This is a genomic window from Pelagimonas phthalicica, from assembly GCF_004364805.1.
Lineage (GTDB): Bacteria > Pseudomonadota > Alphaproteobacteria > Rhodobacterales > Rhodobacteraceae > Pelagimonas > Pelagimonas phthalicica.
On sequence record NZ_SOAP01000001.1, the window covers coordinates 626,973 to 642,979 of the forward strand.

The 16,007-nt window shown below is 59.7% G+C and carries 16 protein-coding genes; 12 read left to right on the forward strand and 4 right to left on the reverse strand.

Annotated features, from left to right (window positions below; all coding sequences use genetic code 11):
- Positions 1-91 precede the first annotated feature (91 nt).
- The 9 genes from CLV87_RS03060 (at position 92) to CLV87_RS03100 (ending at position 8,479) form a co-directional block, all read left to right on the forward strand.
- Complete coding sequence (locus CLV87_RS03060) at positions 92-541, forward strand: MarR family winged helix-turn-helix transcriptional regulator (RefSeq protein ID WP_208293323.1); 450 nt, start codon at positions 92-94, stop codon at positions 539-541.
- A gap of 312 nt (positions 542-853) precedes the next feature.
- The gene (locus tag CLV87_RS03065) at positions 854-1,612 is read left to right on the forward strand and encodes an SDR family NAD(P)-dependent oxidoreductase (protein WP_099243499.1); all 759 of its coding nucleotides are present in this window, start codon (positions 854-856) and stop codon (positions 1,610-1,612) included.
- Positions 1,613-1,622: 10 nt separating this feature from the next.
- The gene (locus CLV87_RS03070; RefSeq protein WP_218012913.1) at positions 1,623-2,387 is read left to right on the forward strand and encodes a crotonase/enoyl-CoA hydratase family protein; all 765 of its coding nucleotides are present in this window, start codon (positions 1,623-1,625) and stop codon (positions 2,385-2,387) included.
- Between the two features lie 4 nt (positions 2,388-2,391).
- Positions 2,392-2,853, forward strand: a complete 462-nt coding sequence (locus CLV87_RS03075; RefSeq protein ID WP_099243497.1) for a MarR family winged helix-turn-helix transcriptional regulator — start codon at positions 2,392-2,394, stop codon at positions 2,851-2,853.
- Positions 2,850-4,661 (forward strand): feruloyl-CoA synthase, encoded by a 1,812-nt coding sequence (locus CLV87_RS03080; protein WP_099243496.1) that lies wholly within the window; start codon positions 2,850-2,852, stop codon positions 4,659-4,661. The genes CLV87_RS03075 and CLV87_RS03080 overlap by 4 nt, the downstream gene beginning before the upstream one ends.
- 9 nt (positions 4,662-4,670) lie before the next feature.
- Positions 4,671-5,546, forward strand: coding sequence for an amidohydrolase family protein (locus tag CLV87_RS03085; RefSeq protein WP_099243495.1), 876 nt, complete (start codon positions 4,671-4,673; stop codon positions 5,544-5,546).
- Positions 5,546-6,010: a DUF3237 domain-containing protein gene (locus CLV87_RS03090; protein WP_099243494.1), complete on the forward strand. Its 465-nt coding sequence runs from the start codon at positions 5,546-5,548 to the stop codon at positions 6,008-6,010. The genes CLV87_RS03085 and CLV87_RS03090 overlap by 1 nt, the downstream gene beginning before the upstream one ends.
- A 14-nt stretch (positions 6,011-6,024) precedes the next feature.
- Positions 6,025-6,888 carry an alpha/beta hydrolase gene (locus CLV87_RS03095; protein WP_208293324.1) on the forward strand — a complete coding sequence of 288 codons (864 nt, stop codon included), beginning with the start codon at positions 6,025-6,027 and terminating at the stop codon, positions 6,886-6,888.
- A 49-nt stretch (positions 6,889-6,937) separates the two neighbouring features.
- Entirely contained in the window at positions 6,938-8,479 is a 1,542-nt protein-coding gene (locus CLV87_RS03100) for an acyl-CoA dehydrogenase family protein (protein WP_099243493.1), read from the forward strand.
- A 171-nt stretch (positions 8,480-8,650) separates the two neighbouring features.
- Here CLV87_RS03100 and CLV87_RS03105 read toward each other — a convergent pair whose 3' ends face one another.
- Positions 8,651-10,327 carry a sulfatase-like hydrolase/transferase gene (locus tag CLV87_RS03105; protein WP_099243492.1) on the reverse strand — a complete coding sequence of 559 codons (1,677 nt, stop codon included), beginning with the start codon at positions 10,325-10,327 and terminating at the stop codon, positions 8,651-8,653.
- Complete coding sequence (locus tag CLV87_RS03110) at positions 10,324-10,845, reverse strand: MarR family winged helix-turn-helix transcriptional regulator (protein WP_166652651.1); 522 nt, start codon at positions 10,843-10,845, stop codon at positions 10,324-10,326. The genes CLV87_RS03105 and CLV87_RS03110 overlap by 4 nt, the downstream gene beginning before the upstream one ends.
- Positions 10,846-10,982: 137 nt before the next feature.
- Between CLV87_RS03110 and CLV87_RS03115 the strand changes: the two genes are divergently transcribed.
- Both CLV87_RS03115 and CLV87_RS03120 read left to right on the forward strand, forming a co-directional pair.
- A complete protein-coding gene (locus CLV87_RS03115) occupies positions 10,983-12,038 on the forward strand; it encodes a TAXI family TRAP transporter solute-binding subunit (protein ID WP_099243490.1) in 1,056 nt (351 codons plus the stop codon).
- Positions 12,039-12,111: 73 nt separating this feature from the next.
- The gene (locus CLV87_RS03120; protein ID WP_099243489.1) at positions 12,112-14,421 is read left to right on the forward strand and encodes a TRAP transporter permease; all 2,310 of its coding nucleotides are present in this window, start codon (positions 12,112-12,114) and stop codon (positions 14,419-14,421) included.
- 194 nt (positions 14,422-14,615) lie between these two features.
- On the opposite strand, the gene CLV87_RS03125 is transcribed toward CLV87_RS03120, so the two are convergent.
- Entirely contained in the window at positions 14,616-15,026 is a 411-nt protein-coding gene (locus CLV87_RS03125; protein WP_099243488.1) for a c-type cytochrome, read from the reverse strand.
- Between the two features lies 1 nt (position 15,027).
- Complete coding sequence (locus tag CLV87_RS03130) at positions 15,028-15,438, reverse strand: c-type cytochrome (protein ID WP_099243487.1); 411 nt, start codon at positions 15,436-15,438, stop codon at positions 15,028-15,030.
- Between the two features lie 134 nt (positions 15,439-15,572).
- On the opposite strand from CLV87_RS03130, the gene CLV87_RS03135 reads away from it, so the two are divergent.
- A complete protein-coding gene (locus tag CLV87_RS03135) occupies positions 15,573-16,007 on the forward strand; it encodes a DMT family transporter (RefSeq protein WP_099243486.1) in 435 nt (144 codons plus the stop codon).

Sequence of the window (16,007 nt, forward strand, 5' to 3'; positions counted from 1 at the left end):
CTTACTATATTGAGTCAACAAGTATGTGTACATCCTTTTTCCCAGCCGCTATTTTGCCCCCATGTCATTGAAACACACGCATGTGCAGCACATGGCTGGTCACCTGATCCGCCGCCTGCATCAAAGCTCGACCCAGGTTTTTGCCGCCCGTATCAAGGCGGCGGGCCTTGACCTGACCCCGGTGCAATTCGCCGCTCTGGATGCCATTCACGCCAATCCCGGCGCGGATCAGGCCGGGATCGCCGCCCTGATTGCCTATGACAAAGCCACCATTGGCGGGGTGATTGACCGTCTGGAGGCCAAGGATCTGGTCGCCCGAACTCCGTCAAAACGCGACCGCAGAGCCCGCGAAGTGCGCCTGACCGAGGCGGGTGAGTCCCTGCTGACCCAGGCCATGCCCGTGGTCAGCAAATTGCAAGATGACATCCTACCTGGGCTAAGCCTCGAAGAACGCGCGCAATTTCTCGATCTCGCCCGCAAGGCTCTAGGGCCTGCAGACAATCACCATAAATCATCAGCGCGAGACCCATTTTGCCATTGACGAGGCGATTTTCCCGCAGCGATCTGGTTGATCGGTAGGGGAAATCAACGAAGGCAGAGGCAAAATGGGTCTCGCAGCTTTGCTGTTTCGCCAAAATTGCTCATTTCGTCGTTATTTTCGCTCGCATTAGCCCGCTAGTGCTGCGCTCAAATGCCTAGAACTGAGCAATTTTGGACTGAAACTGATGGTCTATGGTAAGTGTCCACAGGCCCAAGCCACTGATTAACACGTAAAGTTTAATGATTGACTCCGCCGCGCCAATTTAGTTATACATCATACCTATTATGAACTGCACCCAATGGAGGAGCTCGGATGCGGATCGAGGGAAGCGTGGCGATTGTCACCGGAGGAGCAAGCGGTCTGGGCGAAGCCACAGCGCGGCATCTGGCAGCCCAAGGGGCCCGTGTGGGCGTTCTGGATTTCAACATCGAACAGGCCACCCGCGTCGCGCAGGACATTGACGGTGTCGCCGCGCAGGTCGATGTCAGCGACGAAACCGCCGTGGACGCCGCCATCGCTCAGGTCGAAACCGCCCTGGGCGTGCCCCGGATCGCCGTGAATTGCGCAGGTATCGGAACGGCCGCCCGCATCGTCGGGCGCGAAGGCAAGACCAGCTTTGACACCTTCCGCCGCACGCTCGAGGTCAACCTGTTCGGCAGTTATGCCGTCATGACCCACGCCGCCCGGCGCATGATGGAGCTTGACCCGGAAGAGGGCGAACGCGGTGTCATCGTCAACACCGCCTCGGTCGCCTTTCAGGATGGCCAATTGGGGCAAGCGGCCTACGCGGCCTCAAAGGGCGGGATCGCGTCGATGAGCCTACCCGCCGCGCGCGAATTCGCCCGCGCTGGCATCCGGGTCATGACCATTGCCCCCGGCCTGTTCAACACCCCGATGATGGAGTCGCTGCCCGACGAGGTCACCGCGCAGATCGTGTCGAATATTCCTCACCCTGCCCGCTTGGGCGCACCAGAGGAATATGCGCTGATGGCCGCGCAGATCATTTCAAACCCCTACCTGAACGGAACAACCATCCGACTGGATGGCGCAACGCGCCTGCCGCCGCGCTAAAGGAGCCCAAATGTCCGACATTTTGAACATCCAGGTCGACGATCAAATCGCCACCCTGACCATGAACCGCCCTGGCAAGCGTAACGCCATGTGCGAAGAGCTGCTGCACGCACTGGAAGAGTTCTATTTCAACCCGCCCGAAGGTCTGCGCGTGGTCATTCTGACCGGTGTCGAGGGCCATTTCTGTTCCGGGCTTGATCTGGCTGAACATGTACACCGCTCTGCTGAGGAAAACCTGTATCACTCGCGCAAGTGGCACAAATTGATGGATCAGATCCGCTTTGGCGGTCTGGCCACCGTATCCGCCATGTTTGGTGCGGTGATTGGCGGCGGTCTTGAACTGGCCTCGGCCACCCATGTGCGTATTGCCGAACCTTCAACGATTTTCCAATTGCCCGAGGGGCGTCGCGGCATCTTTGTCGGCGGTGGGGCAACGGCCCATGTTGGTCGCCTGCTGGGGCCGGATCGCATGACCGAGATGATGCTGACAGGCCGCAAATACGGCGCGGGTGAAGGTGTGTCGCTGGGGCTTGCGCATTATTCCGTTGGCGACGGCGAAGCTCTGGGCTTGGCTCAGCAACTGGCGGGGAAAATCTCGCGCAATGCGCCGCTGTCCAACTATCTGATGATCCAGGCCATTCCCCGGATCAATGACATGTCGAATTCGGACGGATTGTTCACCGAAAGCCTGGCCGCCGCCCTGTCACAGACAACGCCCGACGCTGAGGAAGGGCTCAAAGCCTTCCTTGAAAAACGCGCGCCCAAGTTCCGGTGACACTATGCCAGCACCAGAACAAGACATCGAACAGCCCACCCGCGTGAGCGACGAGACCCTGCGCCGCTTTCTGGGCTATCATATGAAACGCGCCTTTAACGTGGTGCAGGCGGATCTGACCGCGACCCTGAAACCTTTTGACCTGCGCATGTTGACCTATACGGCGCTGGTCCTGATCTGCGACAATCCCGGCCTCAGCCAAACGCAATTGGCCGCTGCCATGGATATCGAACGTCCCAATCTCGTCGTGATCATCGACGAGCTGGAGCGCCGCGAGCTGATCAACCGCACCCGCGTTCCCACGGATCGCCGGGCCTATGCCCTGATCCCGACACTGGCGGGGAAACGGCTTTGTGAACAGGCCGTTGCCGCTGTCCAAGCGCATGAAGCAAAGCTGTTTGTCGGGCTTGATGACGATATGCGCGCCGCAATGATTGAAACACTTTCCAAGGTGAGGGGCACATGAAACGGACCTCGAATTTCAAACCCCATAACGTGACCCGCGAAGATCGCGCCGATGGGACGATTTTGCTGCGCTCAGCCGAACCGCTGAGCCCGGTGGCCAACACAACCGGCGAATGGTTGCATCGTTGGGCAGACGAAGCCCCCGACCGCACCTTTATTGCCGAACGCTATGGCGCGGGTTGGCGCGAAGAAAGCTATGCCGCGACGCTGGACAAGGTGCGCAATCTGGCCGCTGCCCTTCTGGCCCGTGGCATGGGACCGGATACGCCGATCTTGATCATGTCTGGCAATGGCGTTGATCACGGCCTGCTGGCCCTGGCCGCGCAATATGTTGGCATCCCAACCGTCCCCGTGGCCGAGCAATATTCGCTGATCCATGGCGCGCATGGTCGCCTGCGCCACGCGATCGAGTTGGTCCGCCCGCGCATGGCCTATGTGGTCGATGCCGCGCAATATGCCGAAGCATTGGCACTGGACGCGCTGGAGGGGATCGAGATCATCGCCTCGCGCCCCGGCCCCGGCGCCACCCCATTTGACGAATTGCTCAAGGGGGACAACAGCGTCGATATCGACGCCGCCCATGCGCAGGTTGGCCCCGATAGCGTGGTCAAATTGCTGATGACCTCAGGCTCGACCTCAAGCCCCAAGGCGGTGATGACGACCCATCGCATGATGTGTGCAAACCAGGCGCAATTGGCCGATGCCATGCCCTTTTTGCGGGCACGCCCACCGCGCATTGTTGACTGGCTGCCCTGGAACCATGTCTTTGGCGGGTCGCATAATTTCAACATGATGCTGGCCAATGGCGGCACCTTTTATATCGACGAAGGCAAGCCGGTGAAGGGCGTCTTTGATCGCACCCTCGAAAACCTGTCACTGGTCACCGGCACCCTGTGTTTCAACGTTCCTGTTGGCTTTGCCATGCTGCTAAGCGCACTGCGCGAGGACGCGCCCCTGCGCCAACGCTTTTTCGAAGACCTGGATATGATTTTCTACGCCGGTGCCTCGCTGCCGCAAGATATCTGGCAGGGCTTTGAGCAGATGGCGATGGAGACCAAGGGCGAGATCCCGTTGATTACCTCCTCTTGGGGGCTGACCGAAACCGCGCCAGCCATGATGCTGCAACATGAACCAACCGAAAATTCCGGTGTTGTTGGTGTGCCTCTGAATGGCGTGACGGCCAAGCTGATCCCGGATGACGACATGCGCTGCGAAGTGCGTGTCAAAGGGCCCAACCTAATGCCGGGCTATTTCGAAGCACCGGAAAAGACCGCCGAAGCCTTTGACGAAGAAGGGTTCTTTATCACCGGCGATGCGATGAAATTCGTTGATCTGGATGATTTGAACAAGGGTATGAAATTCGACGGGCGCATCTCGGAGGATTTCAAGCTGCTGACCGGCACCTGGGTGCGCGCGGCGCAGCTGCGGATCGACATGCTGGCGCTCCTCTCTCCTCTGGCGGCGGATCTGGTGATCACCGGGGCCGACAAAAACGAGATCGGCGTGATGATCTTTCCCAACACGTCCGAGCTGGAGGCCGAAGGTTTTGCCCTGCAAGACGACAATGGCGCGATCCTTTGCCCCTTGCTCTTGGGGGAAATCCACCGGCGCTTGGCGGCCCATGCCGCGACGGGTGCCAGCAGTTCGACACGTGTGGTACGGGCCATCGTCCTGTCAGAACCCGCCTCCATGCCCGACGGTGAAATGACAGCCAAGGGCAACCTGAACTTCCGCAAGGTCCTGACCCGCCGCGCCGACCTTTTGAACCGCCTTTATGCTGACGCCGACCCGGCTGTCACCACGCTCTAGGAGACTGAAATGGTAGATCTGTCCAAAGTCCGGGCCATCGACATTCACACCCATGCCGAAGAACCCTGCGGCTGCCATGATGATGACGGCTATGATGACCTGCAATCCACCATGGCCAGCTATTTTGGCGCGCCCTGGGAACATCCGCCGACCATCCACCAGACCGCCGCGCATTACCGCGAACAAAACATCGCGGCGGTGATCTTTCCGGTCGATGCCGAACGCGAAACTGGCTATCGCCGCTATGACAATGACGAAGTGGCCGAAGCGGTTGCCGAAAACAGCGATGTTCTGATCCAATTCGGCAGTATCGACCCCTGGAAGGGCAAGATGGCCGTGCGCGAGGCCAAGCGTCTGATGCGGGATTACGGCGTCAAAGGGTTCAAATTCCACCCGACGATGCAGGGCTTTTTCCCCAATGATCGCATGGCCTATCCCTTTTACGAGGCGATTGCCGAAGAGGGCGGCATTGCCCTGTTTCACACCGGCCAGACCGGTGTCGGATCGGGCATGCCCGGCGGCAATGGTATGCGGCTGAAATACTCCAACCCGATGTATATGGATGATGTTGCGGTGGACTTCCCCGAGCTCAAGATCATCCTCGCCCACCCGTCTTTCCCCTGGCAGGAAGAGGCATTGGCCGTCGCGCAGCACAAACCCAATGTCTATATCGACCTGTCCGGCTGGAGCCCGAAATACTTCCCGCCCATCCTGGTGCGTTATTGCAATTCGATCCTAAAGAAAAAGGTGCTGTTCGGCTCTGACTGGCCAATGATCACGCCGGAACGCTGGTTGTCCGATTTTGAGAAAATCGACATCAAGGATCACCTGCGCGAGGATATCATCAAGGGCAATGCCGCGCGCCTCTTGGGGATTGCAGACTGATGCAGATCCCGGTTCCTGCCCTGTCTCATGCCTTTACTCTCCGCGTGGAATTGGCCGCTCCTATTGAGCTGGGACCGGGACGCGCAGGGCAGCGCCGCATCATCCCGATTGTGGGCGGCGCGGCGCTGGGGCCAGACATCACCGGCGAGGTGATGAACCTTGGGGCCGATTGGCAAACGATCTTTGCCGATGGTGCCGCGCATCTCGACACGCGCTATGCGGTGAAAACCGATGATGGCGCGGTGATCGAGATCGTCAATATCGGCACCCGCCACGGCCCGCCCGAGGTTCTGGCCCGCCTTGCCGCGGGCGAAGAGGTCGATCCCTCGACCTATTACATGCGCACGGCGGCGCGGCTCGAAACCGGGGATGCGCGCTATGACTGGGTCAATCACACGCTGTTTGTCTGCGCCGGTATCCGCCGCGCCTCTGCGGTCGAGATTGCCTATTACAAAGTCGATTAATCCAAGAGGTAAACATGAAAACCACATGTTGGATGACGGGCCTAGCCCTTGCAGTGGCAGGTCCGGTGATGGCGGACAGCCATCTCGATATTGCCTATGGCGAAGGTGCGCGGCAGCAGCTTGACCTCTATCTGCCAGAGAATGTGGACACCCCGCCGATTGTGGTCTTTGTGCATGGCGGGCGCTGGTTCCGCAACGACAAGAGCCAAATCGCGCTTTACGATCGCATCACTGCCCTGAACGACGCCGGCATCGCCATTGCCTCGATCAATTACACGTTCTCGGATCAGGCCATTTGGCCCGCGCAACGCGATGACCTGCGCGCGGCCCTGACCTTTGTGCGCGATCACGCGGATGAATACGGCTATGATAACGGCGATATGGCGGTCTGGGGGCAATCCTCGGGGGCGCATCTGGCGCTTTGGGCCGCTTTTGATCAGGCGGCAAGCGGCGACGTGGCGCTGGATGCGCTGATCTCCTGGTATGCGCCTTCCGATCTATATCAAATTATACCAGACCGGGCCGCAGATGATGTCAAAGATCGCGGCGACCTGGCCAAGGAACCAACACCCGAAAGCCAATTGATAGGCGCACCTGTTCCTGAAAATCGCGCTCTTGCCGATGCGGCCAGCCCTTTGAAATTCCTCGAAACCCTGCCCGAGGGCACCGAGCTCCCCGCGACATTGCTTGTGCATGGTGATCAGGACTTTGTCATTTCGCCTTTGCAAACCGAACGGCTTTACGACGCCATGACACAACGCGCGGCATCCGGCCCGGTGGCGCTGCGCATTGTCGAGGGCGCAGGCCATGGCGGTGATCTCTTCAATGCCGAGGTCGCGCCAGTGGTCGCGTTCCTGAAAGACGCGTTCAACGACTAAGACAGCACCCGGGGCACCCCCTGCCACGCTGCCAAGAAAGGATAATCCGATGAAACCGTTCCAAGCGCCGTTGGACGATATTCTCTTCTCGCTCAATCACGTGGCGGGGGCTGCTGATGTCCCTGAATACGACGCTGATTTTACCTCGGAAATCAGCGGTCATTTTGCGACATTTGCCGAGGGCGAAATCGCCCCGCTGGACGAACCTGGAGACATGCAGGGCTGCAGTCTGAAAGATGGCCGTGTTTCCATGCCGGACGGGTTTGCAGAAGTCTACCAGGCTTACGCCGAAGCCGGTTGGCCCAGCCTGACCCTGCCCGAGGAACATGGCGGTCAGGGCATGGATGCGCTGACACTGGCCGTCACCTCCGAGATCTTTTCCGGGGCCAATCACGCCTTGCAGATGGTCACCGGTCTGGTGCCCGGCGCTGCGCGGGTCTTGACCCGCTTTGGGTCCCAGGATCAGCAAGCGCGCCACATGCCCGGCCTGGCCTCGGGCGAGGTGATCGCCACCATGTGCCTGACCGAACCCGGCGCTGGCTCGGACCTGTCGCGCATTCGCTGCCGCGCCGAACAAAGCGACAGCTGGACAATCACCGGCGAGAAAATCTTTATCTCTGGCGGCGATCAGAACCTGTCAGAACGTATCCTGCATCTGGTGCTGGCGCGCACATCGGATAACGGGGTCAAGGGCCTGTCGCTGTTCCTCTGCCCCTGCACCCGCGCCGATGGCAGCCGCAACGCCGTGACTGTCACCCGGATCGAAGAGAAAATGGGCCTGCACGCCTCACCCACCTGCCAATTGGCCTTTGACGGGGCCGAGGCCGAGCTGATCGGTGAGGAAGGCAAGGGGCTGGCGGCCATGTTCACCATGATGAACCACGCCCGCCTTGATGTCTCGCTGCAGGGGGTGGCCCATGCGGCGCGCGCCCATGATATCGCCGCAACCTATGCGGCGGAACGGGTGCAGGGGCGCGGGGCGGATGGGCAGCCGGTCACGCTGGATCACCATGCCGATGTGCGCCGCATGCTGGACGAGGCCGATAGCCTTGCCATTGGCGGGCGCGCGATTGCCCATCTGGCGCTGGTGACGATGGAACGGGGCGATAATCCCGATCTGGTCGAGTTCCTGACCCCGCTGGCCAAGGTCTATTGCACCGAAGCGGGCATGCGCGCGGCCGAATTGGGCATGCAAGTTCTGGGCGGTTACGGTTACCTGCGCGAATACCGGGTCGAGCAAACCTATCGCGACGCGCGGATCACCGCGATCTACGAAGGGGCCAACGGCATTCACGCACGCATGCTGGCCACCCGTTTGGCCGCCAGTGCCCCCGGCGATGCGTTTGAAGCATTCCTTTTGGCGCAGGCCGCGCACTTCCCCGACAGCGGCATCAAAGCCTTGGTCACCAACTGGCAGGCCAGCCGGGACGCGTTGAAAACGGCCGAGGATCCGGCAAGCCTGGCGCAGGGCTTTCTTGAGGACAGCACCAAGGCGCTTTTGGCCTGTATCTGGTCCACCATTGCCGCGAATGCCGCGCTGCATCCCGATCCGGCGCGCCTCAACCGGCTTTGCACTGCAAACACCGTATAGGCCCAGAACCGAAATTCTTGTCATAGAATTGATGTCCCCGGATCGCCTGCGATCCGGTTCGCGCTCATGCCAGAGGCATGCTTTCAACATGACCCCGCCCCTTGGTGCCGGGCGCGAACCTGTGTGTTTGCCTTTTTCTATGTAGCGGGTTTCGGTTCCATGTGACTAGGATCAGGCCCCGCCCCGCCCGACCGGTGTCAGGCTGGCAAAGGGTTTGCCGGTGACCGCCTCATATTCCTCTTCGTCCCAGAACCCGATCAGGATACCCCCCTCGGCGGCCTTGCTCTGACGCGCCAGCACCTCGGGCGTGGCGGTGATACGGGCGTGGTGGCGCATCGACCAAGCCAAAAGCGCCTCTTCCATGCGCGCCCGCACGGCGACATGTTCCTCGCTCTCAGAACCTCCGACATCCACCAACTCATCCGGATCAGTTTCCAGATCAAACAGGACCGGGCGGAAGGTCTCGCAGCGGATGTATTTCCAACGCCCATCAAAAATCATAGTGGTATGGGCATCCTCTTGTGGCTGGTTCAGCTCGCGCGCCATGTCCGACCAGTGATAATCATGCTCACTTATCACATATTTGCGCGAGAACCCCTCGGTTCCATGCAGGATCGGCGTCAGATCGCGCCCCTCAACGATCCACGGCTTGGGGCGACAGCCCGCCGCCGCCATAAAGGTCGGGGCCAGGTCGATCTGTTCCACCAAAGCATCCGTCACCAGGCCGCGCGTGCCATCCGCCTCAGGGCGCGGGTCATAGATGATCAGGGGCACTTTGACCGATTGCTGGTGATAGAAATCCTTATCCCCCATCCAGTGATCGCCCATGTAATCCCCGTGATCCGAGGTAAAGGCAATGATGGTGTTCTTGGCGATTCCGGTTTCTTCCATCCAGGCAAAGAGCCGCCCCAGATGATCATCCAACTGCTTGATCAGCCCCATATAGGCCGGGATCACATGTTCACGCACATGATCGCGCGAAAAACTACGGCAGACGCGCGCGTTGAGATAGGCCCGCATCAAGGGGTGATCCGTCTCGCGTTCAGCCTCTGAGCGCACCGGATCGATCACGTGACGCTCGTCATACATATCGTGATAGGGGGCCGGCACGATATAGGGCCAATGGGGTTTGATGTAAGACAGATGGCAGACCCAGGGTTTGCCATCGGCCTCAGCGTCGCGCATGAAATCCATCGCGCGGTCAGTCATATAGGCGGTTTCCGAATGCTCTTCGGGCACATTGGCGGGCAGGCGCGAATTCTTGAGCAACCAGGCCGACAGGGTTTCGTGATCATCGCCAAGGCCGGAATTGGCGAAATCCCCCCATGGGTTGTCCGAGTCAAAGCCATGCGAGACAAGGTAATCATCATAGGCAGACCATTTCTGACGCGCGCTGTCGGGGTGCAGCCCGTCATCGCGCTCATAAGGGTCAAAGCCGCATTCCGAGCGGCTGACGCCAATCTCGCTTTTGGGATCAATGCCAAGCCAGGCCATACCTTCGAGATCGGCGGTCATATGGGTCTTGCCCACCAAAACGGCGCGCGCTCCGGCCTCGCGCAGGTGATCGCCCATCGTGGGCTCCCCCACCCGCAAAGGCATACCATTCCAGGTCGAGCCATGGCTGCGCACATAACGCCCGGTATAGGACGACATGCGCGACGGCCCGCAGACCGGCGATTGCACATAGGCATTTTCAAACCGCACCCCACGTGCCGCCAGCGCATCAATATGCGGCGTGTGCAGATGTGGGTGGCCATAGCAGCTCAGGTAATCGAAGCGCAGCTGATCTGCCATGATCCACAAGACATTGGGGCGCTCGGCCCCTTGTGGGGTGGTCGGGGTGGTCATTCTGCGGACTCCTCGTTCAGAAAGTCATCAATGGGCTGGCTCAGAAAGTCGTCGAAACGATCCAGAAAGGACGCAAACAACGCCAGTTCATCGGGGGTGAATTGCGCACGCATGGCCTCGCGTCGGCGCTTCATAAAGGGGGCCGCCTGATCAAAGGCCTCGCGCCCGGCGGTGGTCAGCTCGACGATGGTCTGCCGACCATCCTCTTCGTCCCGGCGCATCTCGACCAGACCTTTGCGGCGCATATCCGGCAAGGCGCGCGACAGCAAAGAATGGTCGGTTCGCTGGATCAAAGCCAGTTCGCGAATCGTCAATGGTCCAACTTCGGCCAGGTCCCAAAGCGTGCGCCATTCCACGATGGAGAGCCCCGCCGCGCGCTTGAGAATCTGCTGCCCTTGCTTGCGCGAAGCCGCGTAAGTCGCGGGAAGACGTGCAAAAATATTCTGGGTCTCGCGCAAGCGCCTTGCCCGAATCCGATCATCTTTGCCGCTGACTTCTCTGAGGTCACTCTGCGCCATCATTCTCCTCCAATATCCTGAAACAAAGCAGAAAAAAAATTACGTGACAAGTCATATATTTTTTGCGTACCTTTAATTACACCCCGACCAGGGGCGCGCATTCGGAGGAGGGATGCGCGAGCAACAGGGAGGAAACCATGCTCAAATCCGCCATATTGGGGGCAGCCGCAGCGATCATGCCACTCACGGCTTTTGCGACAGAAACCTTGACCCTTGAAACAACAAGCGTCGGGTCCAGCCCGCATTACATCGACACAACCTTTGCCTCGATCCTGCAAAATGCCGGTATCGCTGATCTGCAGGTGACCGAAGGCGCGACCCTGACAAATTCGGTGCAGGCCGTGGCTGAGGGCCGCCTTGATATCGCCCCTGCCCCGTTGATCCTGCCCTTTTTGATGTCCAAGGGGATCGGCCCCTATTCGGGCCTGGGTCCGGAAAAAGGCGCTGAGCTGGCCAGCAATGTGCGGGCGATTTTCTTTATGGCACCCTCGGTCCAGATTTTCGCCTATTACAATTCGAACCCGATTGACGACATCACCAAACTGGATGGCAAGCGCATCTGGAACGGCCCGCCACGCGGGGCAGCGCTGACCTCGGGCCGCGCCACGGTACAGCTTTTGGCCGGTTTGAAAGAGGGCGAAGGCTATGAAGGCGTGCAGACCCCTTGGCCCGATGCCATTCCCACCATCACCAGCGGCAAAGTAGATGCCTGGACCTCGCCCGATGGCCTGCCCTCGGCGCGCCAAATTCGCATCGCGGCAGCCGGTGGCATCACCATCCACGATATCCCCTCCGAGATCTATAACAGCGAGCTGGGTCAGCAGATTGCCAACGCGCCGGGCCACGCACCGGTTTCGATTCCGATCGATGTTTATCGCAAAGCCTATGAGGGCAATGATGTGACCGTTGTGGTGGATGACGACACCTTTGACAGCTATGCCACGGCCTTTGCCGAGATCGTTCCGGCCAGCATGGACGAAGAACTGGTCTTTAACATCGTCACCGCCTTCCTTGAAGGTCAGGAGCGTATGGAGACCAGCGCCCCCATCGGGCCGCATCTGAACATGACCTTTGCCGATATCGACGGCAAGTCGCAGGGCGTCTGCGGTGCGGTTCAGATCAAGATGCACCCCGGTGCCATTCGCGCCTTTGAGGCCAAAGGGCACACCGTCGCGGATTGCCTGCGCCCTTAACCCCACTCACCCAAGTTGAAATCTGGCTGTCCGGTCCCATTGTGACCGGACAACCCATCGTCGCGAGCAAAACATGACAGATCCGATTACCCCCCGCCCATTGGCCAAGACGGTCGTCATGGTGCTTGCCATCACCTTTGTGATTGTCGGCATGATCAACACCATGCCCGAAATCCCCGGCCTACAAGCCTTTATGCGTGACTTGACCGGGCAGCCTTTTCTACGCGTGTCCGGCTTTCCCCCGGAATACTTCTTTCCGCCGATTTTCCTGCTGATGATGGTGATCGTGGCCATCCATGGCAGTGCCTGGGCCGAGTGGTCGCATCGACAGCTGCCCTGGCGTCCCGGTTGGCTGGGCCTGGTGCTGGATATCGGCCTTGTCACGGCCGCCGCCCTTGGTGCCCTGGGCTACCTTGTTGAAAACGATGCGGTTTGCCTGTTCGATCAAATCACCGGCGAACGGGCGCGCCTGATCGAAGAGGCCAATCAACGCGCCGCCGGTGTTATCCCGGGGATGAGCTTTGACGCCGAGGTTCCGGCCTGTCAGGCCCGGTTTGGCATCTGGATCTTGCCGCTCTTGTTCACCATTATCGGCCTGTTCTTCCTCTATAATATCCGCATGTGGGGCGCGCCGCTTGTGATCGTGGCCACCGTAGTTGTCGCCTATACCGTGGCCACGGCGCTGGTCTGGATGTTCGATCTCTCCTCGAACAATTTCTTTCTGACCAAGCTCGGCGCAGATGGCGGCGATGCCCACGCCGCTGCGATCCAAAAGGCGACCAATGTCTTTATCACCCCGGACGGGTTTATGGGGCGGTTCATGAATATCGTCGTGAACCAGGTCTTTCCCTATGTGATCCTTGGCGCGCTGTTTGGCACCTCAGCCGGGGGGACATCGCTGATCAAACTGGCCGTGCGCCTGACACGTCGCCTGCGTGGCGGCCCGGCCCATGCCGCCATTGTGTCTTCGGCGCTGTTTGGCACCATCACCGGCGGCCCGGTGACCAATGTGCTGTCCACCGGGCGGCTGACCATCCCCATGATGATCCGCAACGGGTTTAACGCCCGCTTTGCAGGCGGGGTCGAGGCCGCAGCCTCCTCGGGCGGGCAGATCATGCCGCCTGTGATGGGGGTCGCCGCCTTTGTGCTCGTGGCACTGACCGCGGTCCCCTATACCAAGGTCATCGTGGCGGCCTTCCTGCCTGCCATGGCCTTCTTTATCTCGATCTTTCTGACGGTCATGTTCCAGGCCCGGCGCGAAAACGTGGCCGCCATGGAGGAGGTGCCCGAAGATCTCAAGATGTTCCGCCAGGATTGGCTGAATGTGATCATGATCTTTGTGCCCATTCTGGTGATCCTCTTCCTGCTGCTGGGCAACAAAGACGCCGTGGCCAACGGGCCCCTGTCCCTCGTGCTGCCCGGTTTTGTGGTGCAACTGATCGTCAACGCGACGGGTGACGCGATTTCGGCTGGTTGGTGGGCGGTTGTCGTGCTGATCCCGCTCTTGTTCCTGGATCCCGAAACCCGCGCCAAACCATCCAAGATCCTGCATTCTCTGGCGGATGGCGGCATCCTGCTGTCGCGCCTGTTCCTGCTGCTCTTTGCGGTGTCGATCATCTCGGCCTTTCTTAATGAAAGCGGCCTGACCGGAGAATTGACCCGCGCCGTCACCGCCTGGTTGGAAAACGCGCAATCCGTGACGATCTTTGGCTTCACCATCCCGATCACCGGCGGTGTCTATCTGATGGTCGCCCTGGTCAGCGCCATGTTCTGCGCGATCCTGCTCGGCATGGGCATGCCAACTGTGCCTGCCTATGTGAACGTGGCGCTGCTGCTCGGCCCGCTTTTGGCCAATCTCGGCGTCAGCTTTTTCACCGCGCATATGTTTGTGTTCTACTTCGCCGTGGCCTCGGCCATCACACCGCCTGTGGCCATCGCCGCCTTTGCCGCAGCCTCCATCGCGAAAACCGAACCGATGCGCACCGGGTTTGCCGCTGTGCGGGTTGGTATCGTGATGTTCACCATCCCGTTCGTCTTTGCCTGGTATCCCGAACTGTTGCTGATCGAAGAGGCCGTGACCATTCTTGACGAGAGTGGCCGCCAGCAATTGATCGAAGGTTACACCGGCACCACCGACTGGCTGGCTTTGGGCGGTCTGGCGCTGCGCCTGGCTTTGGCGCTCTACCTGCTGGCCTCTGCACTGGCCCGCTTTGATCGTGGTGCGATGACACGGCTTGAAATGGCCACCCGCCTTTTGGTCGCCGTGCTGGTGCTTTGGAAAACCGCGCTGGTGATGTGGGTGGGCATTGGGGCCGCTGTTGTGATCCTTGCGGCGCACCACTTGTTCTTGCACGGCTCATCCACCATGCGAATCCGCGCCTGATTGACGTTTTCAGGCACGGATAACCGCCCCGATCCGACTTCCCCGGGTCGGGGCAATCCACCCTAAACTCCGGGCGTTTTGTACAGATTGCCCTGTTGCGGTTAGACCGGGCGGCCCGTTACCACCACCGCTCGCCGTCTTAACGTAGGGTGGGGTTTCACCCCACCACTCCGCGCGCAAATCCGACGCAAACCTTACCGCTTCTCTTGGATGCTCTCGATATATTCCAGCAAAGCCAACAACTTACGCGGTGTTGGCGTTTCGATCCCGTCGCCGCTGTCATAGGGGATCAGGTCCCCCTCAAGCAGCGCGCCAAATTCCGGCATTCCCGGCCCGGCAATATCTGAGCGCGCATAGCCGTCAATGGTGGATAACACCTTGGATTTAGGGAATTTATCGCCATGACGCACTTGGATCAACGTCAGGTCCTTGGGCGTTTTTTCCATCGCCCGCGCCATAGGCCCCTCACCCTTGCCATTCGCCCCGTGGCAACTCGCGCAGTTTTCCATGAAAAGCGCTTTGCCATCAGAGGCTTGCGGCATTTCCGCCTCAACACAGGCCAGCAAGGCCAAACAAGCGGTCAAGCCACTGAAAACCCTTATCATTTTACGTCTCCTGCAAGGTTTTGACATAGGCGACAATATCCAACAATGCCCGGGGCGTTAAGGTCTTTTCGCCACTGGGCGACACCCATTCCACCTGTTCCCCTTCGAGCAAGGGGCCAAATTCCGGCATCAGGCCTTGGTGAAATTTCCCCGGATATCCAAAGACTTGCACCATGACGCGCTCGGTCGGGAACACGCCATCATTGCTGGCGCTGAGTTGTGACAGGTCGGCAGGAGCGACTGGTAAACTTTGTGCTAACGGCCCATCCGCAACACCCCTAACCCCATGACAAGAAACGCAAAAACTTGTGTAAAGGTCTTTTCCGCGCCGCTCGGACTCCGTCTCCATTTCGCCGCAGGCCACCACGCCAACCAGCGCCGCGACCCCAAAAATCCCCAATAATATCCGCATCTTAGCTCGCCCCCTTTGTCCTTGTCCTAGCTGTATTCTACTCTGCCCCACACTGGACAGACTTGATCTACATCAGCCCCCTCGACAACCGCCCAAATCCATGCTCAAGTCCATGAAAACCAACAGGATTTTCGATGACTCATTACGCGTTAACCATGCTCGCCGCCGGGATAGGCATCCCGGTCTTAGCCGCCCTGAACGCCGCGCTTGGTGTGCGGCTGGGATCGCCCGTCTCCGCCGCTATGATCTTGTTTTTCATAGCCATTCTCAGCACAACCTTGGTCTGGTTCACCCTCGGCCGCCCCAGCCTGACCGAGGCCGTAGCTGCCCCCAAACACCTCTTCCTCGCCGGCGTCCTGATCGCCTTCTACGTGCTCTCCATCACCTTCGTCGCCCCAAAATTCGGCGTCGGCAACGCGGTGTTTTTTGTCCTGCTCGGCCAGTTGATCAGCACGGCCGCGATCGACCATTTCGGGTTGTTCGGAGCCAAGGTCACCCCGCTCAACCTGATGCGTGCAGCGGGAATTTCTGTTATGGTTCTAGGGGTTTGGATCACACAACGCGCCTGA